Source organism: Stenotrophomonas maltophilia complex sp. Om-AH-Sm3 (assembly GCF_059337855.1).
Map to the genome: position 1 here is coordinate 33,450 of NZ_JBYBLQ010000014.1, position 19,968 is coordinate 53,417.

Annotated in this window: 16 protein-coding genes; 5 read left to right on the plus strand and 11 right to left on the minus strand. The window is 64.5% G+C overall.

Annotated features, from left to right (window positions below; genetic code table 11):
- Window positions 1-79: 79 nt before the first annotated feature.
- The 11 genes from AC10QF_RS15915 to dnaA form a co-directional block, all read right to left on the minus strand.
- On the minus strand, window positions 80-493 hold the full coding sequence (locus tag AC10QF_RS15915; protein ID WP_005411740.1) for an ExbD/TolR family protein: 414 nt from the start codon (window positions 491-493) through the stop codon (window positions 80-82).
- 3 nt (window positions 494-496) lie between these two features.
- Window positions 497-922, minus strand: a complete 426-nt coding sequence (locus tag AC10QF_RS15920; RefSeq protein WP_005421196.1) for an ExbD/TolR family protein — start codon at window positions 920-922, stop codon at window positions 497-499.
- A 61-nt stretch (window positions 923-983) separates the two neighbouring features.
- Window positions 984-1,745, minus strand: coding sequence for a TonB-system energizer ExbB (gene exbB / locus AC10QF_RS15925; RefSeq protein WP_005411738.1), 762 nt, complete (start codon window positions 1,743-1,745; stop codon window positions 984-986).
- A gap of 94 nt (window positions 1,746-1,839) precedes the next feature.
- The gene (locus tag AC10QF_RS15930) at window positions 1,840-2,508 is read right to left on the minus strand and encodes an energy transducer TonB (protein WP_005421199.1); all 669 of its coding nucleotides are present in this window, start codon (window positions 2,506-2,508) and stop codon (window positions 1,840-1,842) included.
- A 143-nt stretch (window positions 2,509-2,651) separates the two neighbouring features.
- Complete coding sequence (locus AC10QF_RS15935) at window positions 2,652-3,845, minus strand: tetratricopeptide repeat protein (RefSeq protein WP_005421200.1); 1,194 nt, start codon at window positions 3,843-3,845, stop codon at window positions 2,652-2,654.
- Window positions 3,846-3,977: 132 nt separating this feature from the next.
- Window positions 3,978-4,784: a M48 family metallopeptidase gene (locus AC10QF_RS15940; RefSeq protein WP_005421202.1), complete on the minus strand. Its 807-nt coding sequence runs from the start codon at window positions 4,782-4,784 to the stop codon at window positions 3,978-3,980.
- A gap of 71 nt (window positions 4,785-4,855) precedes the next feature.
- A complete protein-coding gene (locus AC10QF_RS15945) occupies window positions 4,856-5,704 on the minus strand; it encodes a CPBP family intramembrane glutamic endopeptidase (protein WP_111175887.1) in 849 nt (282 codons plus the stop codon).
- 67 nt (window positions 5,705-5,771) lie between these two features.
- Window positions 5,772-8,231 carry a DNA topoisomerase (ATP-hydrolyzing) subunit B gene (gyrB, locus tag AC10QF_RS15950; protein ID WP_061480434.1) on the minus strand — a complete coding sequence of 820 codons (2,460 nt, stop codon included), beginning with the start codon at window positions 8,229-8,231 and terminating at the stop codon, window positions 5,772-5,774.
- A gap of 112 nt (window positions 8,232-8,343) precedes the next feature.
- A complete protein-coding gene (gene recF / locus AC10QF_RS15955; RefSeq protein WP_069138188.1) occupies window positions 8,344-9,438 on the minus strand; it encodes a DNA replication/repair protein RecF in 1,095 nt (364 codons plus the stop codon).
- Between the two features lie 988 nt (window positions 9,439-10,426).
- On the minus strand, window positions 10,427-11,527 hold the full coding sequence (gene dnaN, locus AC10QF_RS15960; RefSeq protein WP_005411731.1) for a DNA polymerase III subunit beta: 1,101 nt from the start codon (window positions 11,525-11,527) through the stop codon (window positions 10,427-10,429).
- 275 nt (window positions 11,528-11,802) lie between these two features.
- Entirely contained in the window at window positions 11,803-13,134 is a 1,332-nt protein-coding gene (gene dnaA / locus AC10QF_RS15965; protein ID WP_494542494.1) for a chromosomal replication initiator protein DnaA, read from the minus strand.
- Between the two features lie 255 nt (window positions 13,135-13,389).
- Between dnaA and rpmH the strand changes: the two genes are divergently transcribed.
- The 5 genes from rpmH to mnmE all read left to right on the plus strand — a co-directional run bounded on the left by rpmH (window position 13,390) and on the right by mnmE (window position 19,883).
- Window positions 13,390-13,530 (plus strand): 50S ribosomal protein L34, encoded by a 141-nt coding sequence (gene rpmH, locus AC10QF_RS15970; protein WP_005411729.1) that lies wholly within the window; start codon window positions 13,390-13,392, stop codon window positions 13,528-13,530.
- Window positions 13,531-13,535: 5 nt separating this feature from the next.
- Window positions 13,536-14,030 carry a ribonuclease P protein component gene (gene rnpA, locus AC10QF_RS15975; RefSeq protein ID WP_111128181.1) on the plus strand — a complete coding sequence of 165 codons (495 nt, stop codon included), beginning with the start codon at window positions 13,536-13,538 and terminating at the stop codon, window positions 14,028-14,030.
- Window positions 14,030-15,745, plus strand: a complete 1,716-nt coding sequence (yidC, locus tag AC10QF_RS15980; protein ID WP_353076126.1) for a membrane protein insertase YidC — start codon at window positions 14,030-14,032, stop codon at window positions 15,743-15,745. Before rnpA ends, yidC begins: the two co-directional genes overlap by 1 nt.
- A gap of 115 nt (window positions 15,746-15,860) precedes the next feature.
- The gene (locus AC10QF_RS15985; protein ID WP_111175891.1) at window positions 15,861-18,530 is read left to right on the plus strand and encodes a polysaccharide deacetylase family protein; all 2,670 of its coding nucleotides are present in this window, start codon (window positions 15,861-15,863) and stop codon (window positions 18,528-18,530) included.
- Between the two features lie 3 nt (window positions 18,531-18,533).
- On the plus strand, window positions 18,534-19,883 hold the full coding sequence (gene mnmE, locus AC10QF_RS15990) for a tRNA uridine-5-carboxymethylaminomethyl(34) synthesis GTPase MnmE (RefSeq protein WP_111175893.1): 1,350 nt from the start codon (window positions 18,534-18,536) through the stop codon (window positions 19,881-19,883).
- The last annotated feature ends 85 nt before the right edge of the window (window positions 19,884-19,968 follow it).

The following is a 19,968-nucleotide window of genomic DNA, read 5'->3' on the forward strand; positions in this document are numbered from 1 at the left end:
CATCCCACAAACAAAAAAACGCCCCTGTCTCCAGGGGCGTCTGCAGTCGCGTCATGACTGTTGTGTTGCGGTGTCGCGTTTACTGCTGCACAAAACCGATCTTCTTCATCTGAGCGTTCTTCGCGGCGGCCAGAACCTTGGCCATCACGTCGTACTCGGAATCCGGGCTGGCGTCGATGCGCAGTTCCGGCTGGTTGGTCGGGTCACGCTGGACCTCCTGCTCCATCCGCTGCTGCAGCTCGCTGGTATTGATCGGGCTGTTGTTCCACGAGACCTGGTTGCTGGCGTCGATCTTCAGTTCGATCGGCGGCGGCGGTTCGACCAGCTGCGGCGGTGGGTTGAGCACGCGCTGCGGCAGGTCCACGGCGATCGGGTACGTCATGATCGGCGCGGTCACGATGAAGATGATCAGCAGAACCAGCATCACGTCCACGAGGGGCGTGACGTTGATGTCTGCCATGGGGCCCTTGCCACCACCACTACTGAATGCCATGGCTTATTGCCCCTTTTCTTTGGTCGCAACGAAGCCGACGTCCAGCATGCCCTGTTCCTGCGCGACCTTGGTCAGGTCGTTGATGACGCGCATCTTGGTGGTGCGGTCACCACGCAGGTTCAGCGGCGGCTGCGGGGTCTGCTGTGCGGCGGTCGCCAAGCGGGACTCGAGAGTCTGCTTGTTGATTTCTTCGTCGTTCCAGTAGATCGAGCCGTCTTCCTTGACTGCCAGCGTGATCGGGTTCGGACGCTTTTCAGCATCTTCCGGCTTCTGGATCAGGTTGGCTTCCGGCAGATCCACCTTGACCTTGTGGGACATCAGGGGCGCCGTGATGATGAAGATGATCAGCAGCACCAGCATCACGTCCACGAGGGGCGTAACGTTGATGTCGGCCATGGGGCCGCCGCTGTTACCACTACTGAAAGCCATAACGGGCTCCGTCTAGATCTTGGTGACTACTTACTTCGTCGCTGGGTGACGCGCGCCGCAATCAGCGGACGCGCGAACCGGTGGCGAAGAAGTCGTGCAGGTCGTGCGCGAAGGTATCGAACTTGCTGATGGTCGCGCTGTTGATCTTGCTGAAGAAGTTGAAGGCGAACACGGCCGGGATTGCGACGAACAGACCGATCGCGGTCATGATCAGCGCTTCACCCACCGGGCCGGCAACGGCGTCGATCGAAGCGGAGCCGGTGGCACCGATCTTGATCAGCGCGCCGTAGATGCCCCACACGGTACCCAGCAGACCGACGAACGGAGCGGTCGCGCCGACGGTGGCCAGCAGGGTCATGCCCGACTGCAGCTTGTTGCTTTCGCGGGTGACGGCCTGACGCAGAGCGCGGTCGACGAACTCCGAACGGCTCAGGTTCTCACCGACGCCGCCGGTAGCACCGCCTTCAGCGCGCTGGTGGTGGGCGGCTGCCTGGGCAGCGTCCAGGGCGATCTTCGAGAACGGCTCCGAAGCCGGCTGCTCTTCCATCGCACGGATGGCGTCCTGCGCGTTCGGGGTGTCCCAGAACAGGCTGACGACGCGATCAGCGGCGCTCTTCAGGCGGGTGGCACGGAAGATGTTGATGACGGTCCAGTACCAGGACATGGCCGACATGGCGATCAGGGTCAGCAGCACGACCCAGGAAACCGCGAAATCACCCGGCTTGGTGGTCATTTCGTGGATCAGGTGCTCGAAGCCCATCTGCGACAGGGCGTTGGACGGATTGCCCCCGGCAGCAGCGGCGATGAAAATTTCCTGCAGCATGACGCTTACCTTTGTTGTGTGTGGTGATAAAGGGTGTAGCTAAGCTAAACAATCGAACCGGGAGCGGGGGTGGCCAGGCGGCCACCCGGGCGCATCAGTTCAGCGCAAAGTTGACCGGGACGCGAACGCGACCTGCCGTCTTCTTACCGCCTGCTTCAGCGGCGTTGAAGCGCCACTTGCGAGCCGCTTCCATCGCAGCACGGTCCAGGTCGCGGTTACGGCTGGACTTTTCCACCGTGACATTGGTGACGTTGCCGCTGGCATCGACATCAATGATCAGGATCACTTCGCCCTGGATACCTGCGCGGAAGGCTGCCGGGGGGTAGCGCGGCGGATTCATGGCCTTCGACGAGATGTCCACGCTGGCCTCGATCGAGGTCGGCGGTGCCGGCGGCGCCGGAGGCGACGGCGGGGTGACGATATCGTTCGGGCGCGGCTCCGGCACGTCGACAACCGGCGCCTGCGGCGGCGGCGGTACGGGCGACGGCTTCGGCGGCGACAGATTCTTCACCGGCGGTGGCGGAGTATCCTGCGGCGGCGGCGGCGGCGGCGGCGGTGGGGGCGGCGGCGGCGCGTCGACGATGGTCACCATGACGTTGCGCTCCTTCTCCGCGACGGCCTTGGGAGCCACGGCGGGAATCAGGAGCATCATGAAGGCGGCCAGATGCAGGGCAATTACAAACGCGATGCCGACGATGCGAGGCCAGCTCAGCCCCTTGTCATCGGGTTGTTCGTACCGGTGAACGACTAGTTGTTCCGTCATGCGCCAAGAGCTCAATAGTGGGGCCGGAATCCCGGGGGCGGGATCCCTGATCAGCGGTGCATGACACCGCAGGAACCTCCAAGCTTATACCAATCCTGAGCGCCTGCGCATCAACTGAGCAGGCATTCAGGCGTTATTCCTACTTACTTCAGGTTGATGATTTTTTTGGCATCAGCCTGGTTCTTCACGCCCTTCGCCAGCGCCTGCTGGGCGGCCTGCTTGGCCTCGGGGACGCGACCTTCGGCATGCAGGACGCGTGCCAGGTTCAGGTAGGTCTCACCGTCCTTGGAGAGCGGGGCGGCCTTCTGCCACGCATCGATCGCCTGCGGCACCTGGTCGGAGTAGTAGTAGGACTGGGCCAGCGCCAGGTAGACCTGGTAATCCGGCTTCAGGATGCCCTTCTGCAACCCTTCGTTGATGACCGCGATGACGTCCTTTTCCTTGTTCTCGGTGTTGGCATAGATCGAGTACAGCTGCTTGTACTCGCGCTCTTCGGTGAGCTGGCCGCTGCTGCGCAGCTTGTCCATCACCGCGGCGGCCTTCGGCATCTGGTCAGCCTGCATGTACATGTTGGCCAGATTCAGCTGGGCCTTCTTGTCCGACGGGTTCTTGGCCGCCAGCGCTTCTGCGGCCTGCACGGCCTCACCGGTCTGGCCGGCTTCGGAAAGGGCCGCCATCAGCAGCTGGTTCCAGTTGTCCTTCGGCTCGGCAGCGCCCGCGATAGCCTGCTTCAGCACCGGGATCGCTTCCTGGTAGCGCTCCAGCTGGTACAGCGCCTGGCCCTTGGCAATCAGCTCTTCCGGCTTGGTCGACTTGCTCTCGGCGAAGTACTTGTCCAGGGTGGCCAGGCCTTCGGCAGTCTGGTCCTCCTGCAGCTGCAGCTGGCCCAGCATCAGCATCGACTGGAAGTGGCCGTTGTTGTCCAGGCCGTTGAACTGGATGACCTGCTTCAGGTAGGCGATGGCGGCCGGGGTGTCGTCGGTCTGGTAGGCGGCCTGCGAGGCCAGCTGCGCGGCCAGCGACTTGTCGTACTCGTTGGAGGCGCTGTCAGCCAGGATCGCGTCAGCCTGCGTGCGCGTCTCCGGGAACTTTTCCTTGTTGTAGCTGTCGATCATTTTCTGCAGCTTGCTGCCCATCTTGGCCGAGGCCTTGGCGGTCGGCTCCTGGCGGGTCGCATTCGGGTACAGCGGTTCGGCCTTGGCCTGCTTGCTGCTGCCGCCGCGGCTGCCACGGTCGGAGGAACGCGAGGACTGCGCGAAGGCATCGGTGACCACGGCGCCGGTCAGGGCGGTCGCGACGAGGACGGAAAGCACAGCTTTGTGGTTACGGAAAATCATCGTTCACCTCGATCGAACCGCCGGATAGCGGCAAAGTCGGACTGTCAGAAAAATCTGAGCCGCCAAACGTATCAGAAACAGATGGCGTGAGAAATCGTTTTATGTGCTGCAATACAGCATAGAACTGCGCACTCATCCGCACTTTGGCCGCAGCCCGGCCGCCTGGGCCTGCTGATAGACCGGCGCCAGGCCCGGCGCATCGCGTCGCAGCTCCTGGATCCGGTTGGCCGGATCGGGGTGGGTGGACAGCCATTGCGGGCTTCGACCGCCGCTGGCGGCCATCATGTTCTGCCACAGATCCACGGCCTGGGCCGGGTTGAATCCGGCCTGCGCCATCAGCCGCTGGCCGATCACGTCCGCCTCGCTTTCCTGGGTCCGCGAGCCGGGCAACAGGAAGGCCGCCTGCGCGCCCATGCCGCCCAGCTGATTGACCGTATTGGCGGCACCATCGCCATAGGCGGCACCGGCCAGCGCGCCCAGCACGGCCAGGCCGGTCTGCGCGCCCATCTGCCGGGTAATGCGTTCCTCGTGGTGACGCGCGATCACGTGGCCGATCTCATGACCGATCACGGCAGCCAACTGGTCCTGGTTCCTGGCGACGGTGAAGATGCCGGTGTTCACGCCCACTTTGCCGCCGGGCAGGGCAAAGGCGTTGGGTTCCTTGTCGACGAATACGGCAGTCTCCCACCGTACCCCACGGTACTGAGGCGGCAGCTGTGCGACCAGCGCATTGACCACGCACTGCACGTAGCCGTTCTGGCGGCCATCGGTGCTGATCTTCTCTTTCTGCTTGGTCTCGGCAAACGCCTGCGCACCGAGCTGGTCAAGCTGTGCCTGCGACACACCGCCCACCATCTGCCGTCGTCCGGTTGGCGAGGTGGTGGTTGCACAGGCACTGACCAAGGTGGTGATGACTAGAGCCAGCAGCAGTTGTTTCATGGGTCCGCCCCCGTGTTCATGTGCGCAGTGTGTAGCGTACCTGCTTAATCTTTCGTCAAGCGGGCACGGCGTTACGTTGACCCCAGGAACACCATCGCGGCGAGCGCAACCGCGTTGTTCAGCGCATGCGCGGCAATCGCCGCCCACAGGGTGCCGGTGCGGCGGTACAGCCAGCAGAAGGCGGCGCCCATGCCACCGTACACCAGCCACAGCTGCGCCATGCCCAGCAGCGAGTTCTTGCTGACACCGGGCACTTCATGGACCAGGGCGAACGCCAGGCTGCTGAGGATCAGGCCCAACCAGGGGCGGCCGGCTTGCCACAGGCGCCCGAACAGGACGCGGCGGAACAGCAGCTCTTCGTAGGCGGGGGCGAGGACGACCGCAAACAGCACCAGGAACAGCGGGAAGCGAGCGATCGCGCTCTGCATCAGTTCCACGTTGGTGGGCACCGGCTCGATGCCGAACTGCTTGGAAAGGAAGGCGATGCCGTTGCTGCCGAGCACGATCAGCGTGGCCACCAGCAGGGTCCAGCCCCAGGTGGACGGCCGCAGCAACGCCTGTCGCGACGCCATGCGTTCGCCGGCGCTTGCCGGGCGTCGCCAGAAGTACAGCAGCAGCGCGGCGCCACCGGTGGCGATCAGGGCCATCAGGATCTGCGCCAGGGCACCGGGCTGGCCCACTGCCGCGCCGACAGCGTCAGGTGTCAGTCCACCGCCATTGGCCTCGGCGTTGGCGCGGCTGACCACGATTGCACGGTAGAAGCCCCAGAACAGGCCGGTGACCATGCTCAGGCCGACCAGGGTAACGGCGGCGATGCCCAGGTCGATGAAGAAGCCTGCCAACGGTGCCACGGTGCGCGGGGGGGCAGACACCGGCGGAACCGGGGGCGGGGCGGCGGAGACCGGGGTGGATGCGGACATCAGGTACCTGTGTTCAAGGGACGAAGGCCGGTGCAGCTCCCCGCGCACCGGCCAGGTCCCGATTGTGTCAGATATCCAGGTTGGCGACCTTCAGCGCATTGTCTTCGATGAAGTCGCGACGCGGCTCGACGACATCGCCCATCAGGGTGCTGAAGATCTGGTCGGCAGCGACCGCATCCTCGATGCGCACCTGCAGCAGGCGACGGGTCTCCGGGTTCACCGTGGTATCCCACAACTGCTCCGGATTCATTTCACCCAGACCCTTGAATCGCTGGATCTGGCGGCCGCGCTTGGCCTCCTCGAGCAGCCAGTTCTGCGCCTTCGCGAAGCTGTCGACTTCGATCGACTTGGCGCCGCGGGAAATCGTTGCACCTTCGCGCACCAGGCCGTGCAGCAGCTTGGAGGCCTGGTGGATCGCACGCAGTTCGCCACTCTCGAACGCCGACATCGGCAGCACCTGGATGTGCTCCTCGCCCATGTGGCGACGGGTCACCAGCACGGCGGCCGGGCGCTCGTCGTTGGCTTCCTGCAGTTCCAGGCTGAAACGCGGGCTGCCCAGGCTGCCCTGGTTGAGGCGCTTGGCCAGCGCATCCAGGCCTTCGCCTTCGCCCGCATTGCGCAGGCTGTCCATGTCCATCGGCACGAAATCGACCAGCGCTTCGAGCAGGTTGCGGTCATAACGGTGCGCGTTGCGTTCGATGGAATCGAGCGCGGCGGCGTACGCCAGCAGCAGCTTCTCCAGCGCCAGGCCTTCGATGCCGGGCTCGCCGGTGGCCGGCACCAGTGAAGCGTTTTCCACTGCGCTGCTGGCCAGGTAGCTGTCCAGCGCCGGGTCATCCTTCAAGTACAGCTCCTGCTTGCCCTGCTTGATCTTGTACAGCGGCGGCAGGCCGATGTAGACGTAACCGCGCTCGATCAGCTCCGGCATCTGACGGTAGAAGAACGTCAGCAGCAGGGTGCGGATGTGGGCGCCGTCGACGTCGGCGTCGGTCATGATGATGATCTTGTGGTAGCGCAGCTTGTCCGGGTTGTACTCGTCGCGGCCGATGCCGGTACCCAGTGCGGTGATCAGCGTACCGACCTGGTCGGAGGACAGCATGCGGTCGAAGCGCGCGCGTTCCACGTTGAGGATCTTGCCGCGCAGCGGCAGCACCGCCTGGTTCTTTCGGTTGCGGCCCTGCTTGGCCGAGCCACCTGCCGAGTCACCCTCGACGATGAACAGTTCGGACAGCGCCGGGTCCTTTTCCTGGCAGTCGGCCAGCTTGCCCGGCAGGCCGGCGATGTCCAGCGCGCCCTTGCGGCGGGTCAGGTCGCGGGCCTTGCGCGCAGCTTCACGCGCACGCGCGGCATCGACGATCTTGCCGGCGATCGCCTTGGCTTCGTTCGGGTTTTCCTGCAGGAACTCTTCCAGGCGCGCACCGAAGGCGTTTTCCACCGCCGGACGCACGTCGGAGCTGACCAGCTTCTCCTTGGTCTGGCTGGAGAAGCTCGGGTCCGGCACCTTCACCGACAGCACCGCGATCATGCCTTCGCGCATGTCGTCGCCGGTCAGGTTGATCTTGGCCTGCTTGGCGATGCCGTTCTGCTCGATGTAGTTATTGAGCACGCGGGTCAACGCACCGCGGAAACCGGCGAGGTGAGTACCGCCGTCCTTCTGCGGGATGTTGTTGGTGAAGCAGTACATCGTCTCCTGGTAGGAGTCGGTCCACTGCAGCGCCACCTCCACGACGATGCCGTTGTGCTCGCCGGTGACGGAGATGACATTCGGGTGCAGCGGGGTCTTCAGCTGGGCCAGATGCTCCACGAAGCTGCGGATGCCGCCTTCGTAGTGGAAGTCATCGCGACGGCCGTCGCCGCGCTCGTCGGCAAGAACGATCTTGACGCCGGAGTTCAGGAACGACAACTCGCGCAGACGGCGGGCCAGGATGTCGTAGTGAAATTCCACGTTGTCGTGGAAGGCGACGGTGGACGGCCAGAAGCGCACGGTGGTGCCACGCTTGGTGGTGGCTTCCAGCTTGGCGAGCGGGGTCACGGCTGCGCCGTTGCTGAATTCCTGCTGGTAGTGGGAGCCGTTCTGGAACACGTCCACCAGCAGCTTCTGCGACAGCGCGTTGACCACGCTGACGCCGACGCCGTGCAGGCCGCCGGAAACCTTGTAGCTGTTGTCGTCGAACTTGCCGCCTGCGTGCAGGACGGTCATCACCACTTCGGCGGCGGAGACCTCGCGACCGAGCTTGGCGCTCATCTGCTCGTGCTTGCCGGTGGGGATGCCGCGACCGTTATCGGACACCGAGACCGAGCCGTCAGCGTGGATCGTCACCGCGACATGGTCGGCGTGGCCGGCCAGCGCTTCGTCGATCGAGTTGTCGACAACCTCGAACACCATGTGGTGCAGACCGGTGCCGTCATGCACGTCACCGATGTACATGCCGGGTCGCTTGCGGACAGCCTCCAGGCCTTCCAGGGCGGTAATGCTGTTGGCGTCGTAATTGCCGTTGTTTGCCGGGGTGTTCTGTTCGTCGCTCATTGCGCTTGCCGTAGGCTCCGCAGGTCGGACACCGCTTGGGGCGGTGTGCCGAGAATGAAAGGATTCCAACCCGAATTATACCAGCCGGGGTCGAGTGGCCCTGATGTGCCCACTATGGCACAGCCACGATCTGTGCATGTTCCACGTGGAACCGGGCGATCTGGGTCAGGCCCTGCAGGGCCGCCGGAGGTTCAGTAGCGGTGACGAAGATCTGCGCCGGGCCGGTGAGCAGGCGCTCCAATACCCGCGCCTGGTGGGTACGATCCAGTTCGGAGGCCAGATCGTCCAGTGCGATCACCGGCCATTCGCCGCGCTGTTCTGCATAGTCCTCAGCCTGCGCCATCAGGCACGCCAATGCGGTCAGCTTGGCCTGACCGCGTGACAGTGCATCGCGACCAGGAATGCTGTGGAAATCCACGCTCCAGTCCGCCCGGTGCGGCCCAACCGAGGTGTAGCCGGCCTGGCGGTCACGATCCCGGGCCAGAAGCAGCGCATCTGCCAGGGGAAGCTCATGCCGACGCCAGCCCGGACTGAGTTGCAGTGCCTGGATACCGAGTTGCGGTGCCAAACTGGCCGCGAGCGCCACGGCACGCTGCTGCAGCCGCTCAAGGTAGTGCTGACGCCGGCTGGTAAGGGGCTCTCCGGCCTCAGCCAACTCGTGATCCCAGGTGTCCAGCATCCGCGACGGGCCGCCCTGCTTGAGCAGGGCGTTGCGCTGCTTCAGCGCCCTTGAATAGCGGCGCCACAAGGACAGGAAATCAGGTTCCACGTGGAACAAGCCCCAATCCAGGAAGCGACGGCGGGGCTCGCCACCGCCGCTGACCAGCGCATGGCTGCCGGGCTCGAACGTCACCACCGCCAGCGCTGCGCAGAGGTTGCCGAGCTGAGCCACGTCTTCACCGTCCAATCGTCCCTTCCAGTCCTGGCCACTGTGGCGCAGGCCGGCCTTTCGGCGATGCGGCGCGTGGTCGGCACGCTGTTCGTCCCATTCCACGAAGATCTCCAGCGCCTCCTGGCCCTGGCGCACCAGTCCATCGCGAACCCTGCCGCGGAAGCTCCGGCCATAGGCCATCAGATGCAGGGCCTCCAGCACGCTGGTCTTGCCGGCACCGTTGTCGCCAGTGAGCAGGTTCAGCCCCGGCTGGGGCAAGAGATCCACCGCACTGAAGCGACGCAGTTGGTGCAAGGCGAGGCGGCGGATAAGCATGGGGCGCGAACGACCATCCGCTCGAGGCGGTAGAGGGGAAGGGAATCCATCAGCTTACTGCATCGGTCAAGCCGGACGCGCTGCACCCGCATCGATGCGGAGCAGAAGCTCCCGCGCACCAACTGATCGCGGGTTCCACGTGGCGCCGGTTCACCGGCATGCCCGTTTCCAGCTCCGGACGCAGCTGAAATTCCTTCAATTCTGCACAGGGTTGCGGGGCGTGGCCCGCCAGATTTCAACGATTTCAGGACCACGGCCGCAGGTGTTTGATGAGCGCTTGCCCGGCCGGGTGAGCGGGCGGGCGCCCGGATTCCTCCAAATCTGAGATCCGATACCTTGGGAGGTTCCACAGATTTCAAAGAATCCGGACCATTAGTTTCACGCTGTCCACAGCGGGACTGTATGACTTATACACAAGGTATGGGCAATCTGTGGATAAAAAAGCCCTTTTGCCTGGGTCTGGAAACTATCCACAGGTTCCCCCCCAGCCTGAGACGCCTCTATACAGGGGGTTTCACCCTCATAAATTCCTTTTAAATCATGCAGATAACACATTTTTCAACGAAATCTGGCTCTACCATCACCACCATGCTTTAGATTTATACCCAGATTTAGAAGCTAGGCGTGGCCCGATCTGTCCCGAATGGGTCCTGTGGACAGAGAGAATTTCATCAACAGCGAGCACGGTCGCCGCAGCGTGGATGCGCTTCGGCATCCGACCAGCCAAGTCCATAGCAACTGCGTTGAGACCCTAGGTACCGGCCCCGATCAAACATGATTTGGAAGCAGTCCCTGGCATCGACTCAAAGTCCCGTCGCCAGTTCGGCCTGGGAAGCAAAGCGCACGCAACCGGGTCCATCAAGGAAGATGCTGTCCGTTCGAAATCCGTGCTGGAAAGGGTTCAGCCCGATGATCCACGTGGAACGTAAAAAAAAACGCCCGGGAAAATCCCGGGCGTCGTTCGGTTCCACGTGGAACAGCGCTGCTGTCAGAGACGCAGCGGCATCACCACGTGACGCGACTTCTCGCTGCTGGACTCACGCACCAGCGCCGAGGAGTTGGAGTCGCGCAGCTGGATGATGACTTCCTCATCGCGCAGGGCGGAGAGGGCATCCAGCAGGTAGTTCACGTTGAAGCCGATGGCCAGATCGCTGACCGTGGTATCGGCTTCGATCTCTTCCTGGGCTTCCTCCTGCTCCGGGTTGTGCGCGCTGATCTTCAGGTTGCCCGGCGACACTTCCACGCGGATGCCGCGATACTTCTCGTTGGACAGGATCGCAGCGCGCTGCAGCGAGGCGCGCAGCGCTTCACGATCAACCTTCACTTCACGGTCGGCACCGATCGGAATCACCGCTTCGTAATCCGGGAAGCGGCCGTCGATCAGCTTGGAGGTGAAGGTGACATCGTCGCGCTTGACGCGGACGTGGCTGCGGCCGACTTCCAGCTCGATCTCGCGATCACCACTTTCCAGCAGGCGCTGCAGCTCGGTCACGCCCTTGCGCGGCACGATGATCTGGCGCTTGGAACCGCTCGGCTTGGCCAGGTCGGTTTCACACAGCGCCAGACGGTGGCCGTCGGTGGCAACGGTACGCAGGGCGTCACCGCGCAGATCGAACAGCAGGCCATTGAGGTAATAGCGCACGTCCTGCTGCGCCATCGCGAAGGCGGTGCGCTCGATGAGCTCCTTCAGGGTCGCTTCGCCGATGGCCACGCGCTCAGTGGCTTCCACTTCGTCAACCGACGGGAAGTCATTGGAGGGCAGGGTTGCCAGGGTGAAGCGGCTACGACCGGCCTGCACGGTGATCTTGTCTCCGGTCTGCGAGACGGTGATCCGGCTGCCATCGGGCAGGGCGCGGATGATCTCGAACAGCTTGCGGGCGGGAATGGTGGTTTCGCCGTCCTGGGCGTCTTCAACCGCGATCCGCGACACCATCTCCACTTCCAGGTCGGTACCGGTCAGCGACAGCTGGCCGTTCTGGACCTGGACCAGGAAATTGGCCAGAACCGGAAGGGTCTGGCGGCGTTCGACCACGTTGACGACCTGTGCCAACGGCTTGAGAAAGGCTTCGCGCTGCAGTGTGAAACGCATGTGGTTCCGTGCCCCTATGCTTTAAAAAATGTGGAATAAATCAAAAGCTTGGTGGTGCTGGTAGAGACAGAATCGCTGGAAAACAATGCTAAGTCTTTGTAAATAAAGGAGTTTCAGGCATCGAAACCCTCTGTATTACCGACCCCCAAGGGGTGGGGAAAGCTGTGGATAAATTCGACGTGATTTCAGACGCCATTTTTATCCACAACGTGTCCCGCGCTTGCTACCGGATTCTGCACCGTTTTGTGCGATGACGCCTCATCGGCATCCGTGCATCATTCGCTCAGCTTCCGGATCAGCTTGTCCCAGTCTTCGCGGAGCTTGCCGTCGGTTTCCATCAGGGTCCGGATCTGGCGGCAGGCATGCAGCACCGTGGTGTGATCGCGACCGGCAAAGGCGTCGCCGATCTCGGGCAGGCTGTGCTCGGTCAGTTCCTTGGTCAGGGCCATGGCGACCTGGCGGGGGCGAGCGAGCGAGCGGGTCCGACGCTTCGACAGCAGATCCTTGATCTGCAGGCCGTAGTAGTCGGCAACGGTTTTCTGGATGTTGGGAATGCTGATCGCCTGCTGCTGGGCGCGCAGCAGGTCGCGCAGGGTTTCCTGGGCGAATTCGGTGGTGATCGCGCGGCCGGTGAAGTTGGCGCGGGCGGTCAGGGTATTGAGCGCGCCCTCGAGGTCGCGCACGTTGGAGCGCATCTTCTTGGCGATCAGGAACGCAACATCATCGGGAATCTCGGCACCGCGTTCGCGCGCCTTGGCCAGCACGATCGCGGCGCGGGTCTCGAAGTCCGGCGGTTCGATCGCGACCGACAGGCCCCAGGCAAGCCGCGACTTCAGGCGCGCTTCCAGGCCTTCGACCTCGCGCGGATAGCGGTCGCAGGTCAGGATGATCTGCTGCTTGCCATCGAACAACGCGTTGAAGGTGTGGAAGAACTCTTCCTGCGTGCGGTCCTTGCCGGCGAAGAACTGGATGTCATCGATCAACAGCGCGTCCACCTGCTGGAACTGGCGCTTGAACTGATCCATGGTCTTTTCCTGCAGGGCCCGGATCATGGCGCTGAAGAACTGTTCCGAACGCAGGTACAGCACCTTCGCGCCTGGATTGGCCTGGCGCATCGCGTTGCCGGCGGCGAACATCAGGTGGGTCTTGCCCAGGCCGGTGCCTCCGTACAGCAGCAGCGGGTTGTGGGCCCGGTCGCCCGGCTTCTGCGCTGCCTGGAAGGCAGCGGCCAGGCCCAGCTGGTTGCTGCGGCCTTCGACGAAGTTGGCGAAGGTGTAGTGATTGTCCAGGTTGCCGGCGAACGGCACCTGCGGTTCGCTGGACACAGGCGCCGGCGACATGGAAACCGGCGCGTTCTGCGCCTCCACGGGGCGCGGGCGCGAGCCGATTTCAAGAAAAACGTCGCTGAAACCGGCGAAGTGAGCCAGCAGTTCACGGATCCGGGCCAGGTACAGCTCGCGGACCTGGTCGACGATGAAGGCATTCGGTGCATACAGCACCAGGCTGTCCACGCGCAGATCGGCCTGCAGCGGCTTCAACCAGGTATGAACGTCTTCCGGCGGGAACTCCGCTTCGAGGCGCTCGAGACTACGGGACCAGGCATCCATCAGCAATAATCGTCCGGTGGCCGGGGCATGGACGCGACAAGGCGCCCAAACACAGGCCGGAAAGGGGGGAAATGGATGGCTCAGACTACCACCGAGCGCCCGCCTTCGGAATGCTTGTCCCCTACTTATTCACAAAAACATCCACAGCTATTGCACAGCCCGGTGAATTCGCGTAGTCCCCAGGGGTTGACGTGAGGGGGGAGACCTCTCTAGAATTTCCGGTTCTTTCCGTCCCATTCATACGAGAGGCCCCCAATGGCCACGAAGCGCACCTACCAGCCCAGCAACCTCAAGCGTAAGCGCGACCACGGCTTCCGTGCCCGTATGAAGACCGCTGACGGCCGCAAGATCCTGTCGCGTCGCCGCGCCAAGGGCCGCAAAGTCCTGAGCGCCTGATTGCCATGCCGCACCCTGCGGCAGACGCAATCCCTTCGACAGTGAATACTGCAGACCCGCGCAAGCGATTCCCTCGCTCTGCGCGGGTTCGCACGCGTGCCGAATACTCAACGGTCTTCAACGGCGCCCGCCGTGTGTCCGATCCGCTGATGACCCTGCACTGGCTGCCGGCTGACCGGCCGGCCAGGCTGGGTCTGGCGGTTTCCCGCAAGGTCGATCCGAACGCCGTTGGGCGTAACCGGATCAAGCGCGTCCTGCGCGACATCCTGCGTCAGACACGTACCGATATCCAGCCAGGCGACTTCGTCGTCGTGGCCCGTAGTGCTGCGCGTTCCGCCAGCAACGACGAGATCCGCCAGGCCTTCCTGCGCCTGCTGCGTCGCCTGCGTGCATTGCCCGCGCCGGGCATGGACGGCACAATGCCGCCGCCTGATGGCATCGCAACTCCTTCTTTGACCGAGCCGGCATCGCGTCCCGGCCCCGCCGAGCCTGTCCGCTGATGAACCAGACCCGCGTATTCCTCATTTTTGCCTGGCTGATGGTGGCCGTGCTGCTGTGGATGGAGTGGAGCCGTGAAAAGGCTGCTCCGACCCCGGCACCGACGACCACGTCGGCCCCGGCTGCCGTACAGAGTGTTCCGGGCGCTGCCTCGGGCAGCATTCCCAGTGCACAGGTCCCGGGCGCCCCGGGCCAGGCCGCTGTGCAGGCGCAGGCCAGTGCCACCCCGGCCAGCCAGCGCGTGACCGTCACCACTGACGTGCTGCGCCTGGTGCTTGATGGTGGCCGCGTGCTCGACGCCGAGCTGCTGCAGTTCCCGCAGACCAAGGACGAAGGCAGCCCGCCGGTTCGCCTGCTGACCGAAGACCCCGCGCATCCGTACAGCGCGATCAGTGGCTGGGCCAGCGAAGACAAGAACACCCCGGTTCCCGGCGCCGACGGCTTCAAGCTGGTCGGTGACACCAAGGACTTCGTGCTGGCCAAGGGCCAGAACGAGCTGCAGATCCCGTTCGTGTGGACTGCCGACAACGGCGTGACCATCAAGCGCACCCTGACTGTCTCGCGCAACGAGTACGCCGTGCGCTTCAAGGACGAAGTCAGCAATGCCGGCGCCGCGCCGTGGAACGGCTACGTCTACCGCACCCTGGACCGCACCCCGACCATCCTGTCGCGGAGCATGACCAACCCGGACTCCTTCAGCTTCAACGGTGCCACCTGGTACGACAACGACAAGAAGTACCAGCGTCGTGCGTTCAAGGACTACCTGGAAGACGGCACGCTCAACCAGAACATCACCGGCGGCTGGCTGGCGATGCTGCAGCACCACTTCTTCACCGCCTGGATCCCGCAGAAGGACCAGACCGCACACTACGTACTGTCGCAGGTGGCCGGTCGTGACCTGATCGAAGCGCGTGGCCCGGCCTTCACCGTGGCCCCGGGCCAGTCCACCAGCACCGAAGCCCGCCTGTGGGTCGGCCCGAAGCTGGTCAACCTGATTGCCAAGGAAGACGTGCCGGGCCTGGACCGCGTGGTCGACTACAGCCGCTTCTCGATGATGGCGGTGATCGGCCAGGGCCTGTTCTGGGTGCTGAACCAGGTGCACAAGCTGGTCGGCAACTGGGGCTGGGCGATCGTCGGCCTGGTGGTGCTGCTGAAGCTGGTGCTGTACCCGCTGTCGGCGACCCAGTACAAGAGCGGTGCCAAGATGCGTCGCTTCCAGCCGCGCATCGCGCAGCTGAAGGAACGCTATGGCGATGACCGCCAGAAGTTCCAGACCGCGATGATGGAGCTGTACAAGAAGGAAAAGATCAATCCGATGGGCGGCTGCCTGCCGATCCTCATCCAGATGCCGATCTTCTTCGCCCTGTACTGGGTGCTGGTGGAATCGGTCGAACTGCGCCAGGCGCCCTGGTTCGGCTGGATCCAGGACCTCACTGCACGCGACCCGTACTTCATCCTGCCGGTGATCAACGTGGCGGTGATGTGGTTCACCCAGAAGCTGACCCCGGCACCGGGCATGGACCCGATGCAGCAGAAGATGATGCAGTTCATGCCGCTGGTGTTCGGCGTCATGATGGCCTTCATGCCGTCCGGCCTGGTCCTGTACTGGGTGGTCAACGGCGGCCTGGGCCTGCTGCAGCAGTGGTGGATGACCAAGCGCCATGGCGGCGAGCCGGTCCCGGCCACCACCACTCCGGCCCCGGTCAAGAAGAAGTAATCGGTAGAGCCGGCCGCTGGCCGGCTGACCCCAGCAGAAGCCCGCCGCAAGGCGGGCTTTTCGCATGCGGCGTTAGAATCGCCTGCACACCGTTCCTCCCATCTTCGAGTCCGCCATGCGTGCGTCGTCGTTCCGCCTGTTCCTGCCTTCGCTGTTGTTGACGCTGGTTGTTGCCGGCTGCGGCGACAAGGACGCGAAGGCGCCGGCGGCCACCGTCACCCAGGCGAGCGCGCAGGCTGCGGCCGCCGCCGATCCTGCCGCTGCGCCGTTGCTGGCGGCGCTGCAGAAGCAGCTCGATGGCTACCGCCGGATCATCGTGCTGCTGGCCGACGAGGAGCAGCAGTCGACCGCCGACCGCGGCACCTCCACGCGTGTGGGACAGCAGTTGTTCCACGATGGCCTGGAACAGCGCACGACCATCGCCGCGCAGTTCGACACCCTGCTGCGCGGTTCCAGCCCGCAGCGCTTTGCCACTCTCGGCACGGTGCTGGACTACATCGAGTCTGCGCCGGAACTGTTCGACGCCGATCGCCTGGCCTTCCGTGAAGTGCTGCGTGACCTGCATGAGCGGGTCGGCACCGATTCCTCGCTGCCGGCGGTGAAGCTGCACCAGCGCATCGGTGAGGATCTGGAAGCGCTCGATGAGATCGAGCGCAACTACAACCAGGAACTGACCCGCATCTTCAGCCGCTTCGAGCGCACCCGCGCCATCGAACTGAAGCGCGAGAAGTGGGACGACTACATCGCCCACCTGCACAAGGACTACAGCCGTGAAGCGATCCTGCGCGACTACGGGGTGATCGAGCCGTATCCGATGTCGATGAAGGACAGTGACCGCGAGATCTTCGGCCGAGACCTGCCGGCCAAGACCGTGGTGCTGACCTTCGACGACGGTCCGCACAAGGCCTACACCGATGAAGTGGTGGCCATCCTCAAGCGTTACGACGTGCCGGGCGTGTTCTTCGAAGTGGGCCGCAACCTGGGCAAGGTCGAGGCCGATGGCAAGGTCAGCCTCGGCCCGATGGCGAAGATCAGCCGCAACCTGATGGAACAGGGCTATGCGGTCGGCAACCACAGCCTGACCCACGCCCAGCTGTCGCGCACCACCGGCGACGCCCTGCGCCAGCAGGTGCTGGACACCGACACGCTGCTGAAGGATGTCGACAGCAAGCGCGCGCCGCTGTTCCGCTTCCCGTACGGCGCGCGCAATGCCGAAGGCCTGCAGCTGCTCAACGAAGCCGGGCTGAAGTCGATCATGTGGAACATCGACTCGATGGACTGGGCCGACCCGGTGCCGGAATCGATCGTGCAGCGCGTACTCGACCAGGTGAACAAGGAGCAGCGCGGCATCATCCTGTTCCATGACATCCACGATCGCGCAGTGAAGGCGCTGCCGCAGATCCTCGACCGGCTGATCGCCGAGGGTTACCAGTTTGCCGGCTGGAACGGCCGCGACTTCACCGTGGCCCGTGCGCGCAAGGGTGATGCCGCTGCCGCCACCGTCACCACCGGCTACGAGAAGTCGTGGGCGATCGTGGTCGGCATCGACAACTACGCCAAGTGGCCGAAGCTGGAATACGCCAGCCATGATGCGCAGGCGGTGGCCGATACCCTGACCGGGCAGTTCGGCTTCCCGTCCTCGCAGGTGATCGTGCTGAAGAACGAGCAGGCCACGCGCAACAACATCCTCGCGGCCTTCCACGACCGCCTGGCTGACGATCGCACCGGGAAGAACGACCGCGTGTTCGTATTCTTCGCTGGCCATGGCGCGACCCGCCAGCTCGCCTCAGGGCGCGACCTCGGCTACATCATCCCGGTCGATTCGGATCCGAAGGAATTCGCCACCGACGCGATTGCGATGACCGACATCCAGAACATCGCCGAAAGCATGCAGGCCAAGCATGTGATGTTCGTGATGGATGCCTGCTACAGCGGCCTGGGCCTGACCCGTGGCGGCCCGTCGTCGTCGTCGTTCCTGCGCGAGAACGCGCGTCGCAGCGCGCGGCAGATGCTGACCGCCGGTGGTGCCGACCAGCAGGTGGCCGATGCCGGCCCCAACGGCCACTCGGTGTTCACCTGGGTGCTACTGCAGGCGCTGGCCGGCAAGGGTGACCTCAACGGCGACGGCCTGATCACCGGTACCGAGCTGGCCGCCTACGTGGCGCCGGCCGTATCGGCGGTCTCGCACCAGACCCCGGCCTTCGGCAGCCTGCCCGGTTCGCAGGGCGGCGAGTTCGTGTTCCAGGTGCCGGACAGCCAGGAATTCCTCAATGCCGATACGCGCCAGCTGACCGCCGATGCGATCGCGCTGAACAACAAGGTGGAGGCCGCCAGCGAGGCCAAGGGCAGCCAGGCACCGGTGACGGTGGCTGACCTGCAGGGCGGCAAGGCCAAGCTGGTAGTGCCCTCCGCCGGACCGGCGTCCGACCGCCAGCGCGCGCAGCAGGCCAACGACCGTGGCCTGCAGCTGTACCGCGAGAAGCAGTACGACGAGGCAGCCGCGCAGTTCACCGAAGCGCTGAAGCTGCGTCCGGACTTTGCCCAGGCCGCCAACAACCTCGGCTTCGTCTACTACCGTCAGCAGCGCTACGCTGAAGCCGCACGCTGGCTGGAGAACACGCTGAAGATCGATCCGTCGCGTGCGGTGGCCTATCTCAACCTGGGCGATGCCTACTTCAACGCCGGCGACAAGGCCAAGGCGAAGCAGGCCTACACGACCTACCTGGCGCTGCAGCCGCAGGGCAGTGGTGCCGCGCAGGCACGCGCGCAGCTGGAGAAACTCTGAACCATGAACGACGCGATCCGTACCGACACCATCGTGGCCATCGCCAGCGCTCCGGGCGCTGGCGGTGTCGGCCTTCTGCGCCTGTCCGGTTCGCGCGCTGCGGCGATCGCCCGCGCGCTGGGTGCGCCTGCACTGCGCCCGCGCCATGCACACTATGCGCGCCTGCGCGACGCCGATGGCGACGTCATCGACGATGGCATCGTGCTGTGGTTCCCGGCGCCGAACAGCTTCACAGGCGAAGAGGTGGTGGAACTGCAGGGGCACGGCAGCCCGGTACTGCTGCAGCAACTGGTCGCGCGCTGCATTGCGCTCGGTGCGCGCCAGGCGCGGCCGGGTGAGTTCAGCGAACGCGCGTTCCTCAACGGCAAGCTCGACCTGGCCCAGGCCGAGGCCATCGCCGACCTGATCGCGGCCGGCGACAACCGCGCCGCACGCGCCGCGCGACGTTCGCTGGATGGTGTGTTCTCGCGGCGCATCGACGCCGTGGTCGAGCAGTTGGTGCTGTTGCGCATCCACGTGGAAGCAGCCATCGACTTCGCCGACGAACCGCTGGATACCCTCGGCGGTGCGCAGGTGCGGCGTGGGCTGGAGCAGGCGCGCAGTGATCTGGCCCTGCTGCGCCGCGACGCCGAACGCGGCCGTCGCCTGCGCGATGGCCTGCACGCGGTGCTGATCGGTCCGCCGAACGCCGGCAAGAGTTCACTGCTCAATGCGCTGGCCGGCAGCGAGCGCGCCATCGTTACCGACATCGCCGGCACCACCCGCGACACGCTGCGCGAGACCATCCGCCTGGATGGCCTGGAGCTGACCCTGGTCGACACCGCCGGCCTGCGCGACGGCGGCGACGCCATCGAACGCGAAGGCATGCGCCGCGCCCACGTGGAAATCGAGCGCACCGACCTGGCGCTGATCGTGCTGGATGCGCGCGATCCGGCGGCCGGGCAGGCGGCGTTGGGTGACGCCGTGGCAGCGGTGCCGCACAAGATCTACATCCACAACAAGTCGGACCTGCTCGGTGTGCTGCCGGCGCTGGACGACCCGGACCGCGTATTCGTTTCGGCAGCCACCGGCGCCGGGCTGGACGACCTGCATGCGCGCCTGCGTTCGATTGCCTCGGCCGGGGCAGGGGAGCAGGTGGATGGCGAGTTCTCCGCGCGCACGCGCCATGTGGACGCGATCGAGCGAGCGCAGGAACACGCGCAGCGCGCCGATGGCGAACTGGCGCATGAGCACCTGGAACTGGCCGCCGAGGAATTGCGGCTGGCCCATGACGCACTGGGCGAGATCACCGGGCAGATGAGTGCCGATGATCTGCTGGGAAGGATCTTCTCCAGTTTCTGCATCGGCAAGTAACACGGGGTCACATCCCCGAAGACGCTCTGATCGTCTAGCTTACCCATGACTGGCGGCAATGGGTTTCAAACCTGTGCGCGACACC

Coding starts and splice junctions, on each gene's coding strand:
- AC10QF_RS15930 (WP_005421199.1), bottom strand. CDS start 2,508: ATGACGGAACAACTAGTCGTTCACCGGTACGAACAACCCGATGACAAG.
- AC10QF_RS15945 (WP_111175887.1), bottom strand. CDS start 5,704: ATGTCCGCATCCACCCCGGTCTCCGCCGCCCCGCCCCCGGTTCCGCCG.
- mnmE (WP_111175893.1), top strand. CDS start 18,534: ATGAACGACGCGATCCGTACCGACACCATCGTGGCCATCGCCAGCGCT.
- rnpA (WP_111128181.1), top strand. CDS start 13,536: ATGCCGCACCCTGCGGCAGACGCAATCCCTTCGACAGTGAATACTGCA.
- recF (WP_069138188.1), bottom strand. CDS start 9,438: ATGCTTATCCGCCGCCTCGCCTTGCACCAACTGCGTCGCTTCAGTGCG.
- rpmH (WP_005411729.1), top strand. CDS start 13,390: ATGGCCACGAAGCGCACCTACCAGCCCAGCAACCTCAAGCGTAAGCGC.
- AC10QF_RS15940 (WP_005421202.1), bottom strand. CDS start 4,784: ATGAAACAACTGCTGCTGGCTCTAGTCATCACCACCTTGGTCAGTGCC.
- yidC (WP_353076126.1), top strand. CDS start 14,030: ATGAACCAGACCCGCGTATTCCTCATTTTTGCCTGGCTGATGGTGGCC.
- AC10QF_RS15935 (WP_005421200.1), bottom strand. CDS start 3,845: ATGATTTTCCGTAACCACAAAGCTGTGCTTTCCGTCCTCGTCGCGACC.
- AC10QF_RS15915 (WP_005411740.1), bottom strand. CDS start 493: ATGGCATTCAGTAGTGGTGGTGGCAAGGGCCCCATGGCAGACATCAAC.
- gyrB (WP_061480434.1), bottom strand. CDS start 8,231: ATGAGCGACGAACAGAACACCCCGGCAAACAACGGCAATTACGACGCC.
- exbB (WP_005411738.1), bottom strand. CDS start 1,745: ATGCTGCAGGAAATTTTCATCGCCGCTGCTGCCGGGGGCAATCCGTCC.
- AC10QF_RS15920 (WP_005421196.1), bottom strand. CDS start 922: ATGGCTTTCAGTAGTGGTAACAGCGGCGGCCCCATGGCCGACATCAAC.
- dnaN (WP_005411731.1), bottom strand. CDS start 11,527: ATGCGTTTCACACTGCAGCGCGAAGCCTTTCTCAAGCCGTTGGCACAG.
- AC10QF_RS15985 (WP_111175891.1), top strand. CDS start 15,861: ATGCGTGCGTCGTCGTTCCGCCTGTTCCTGCCTTCGCTGTTGTTGACG.
- dnaA (WP_494542494.1), bottom strand. CDS start 13,134: ATGGATGCCTGGTCCCGTAGTCTCGAGCGCCTCGAAGCGGAGTTCCCG.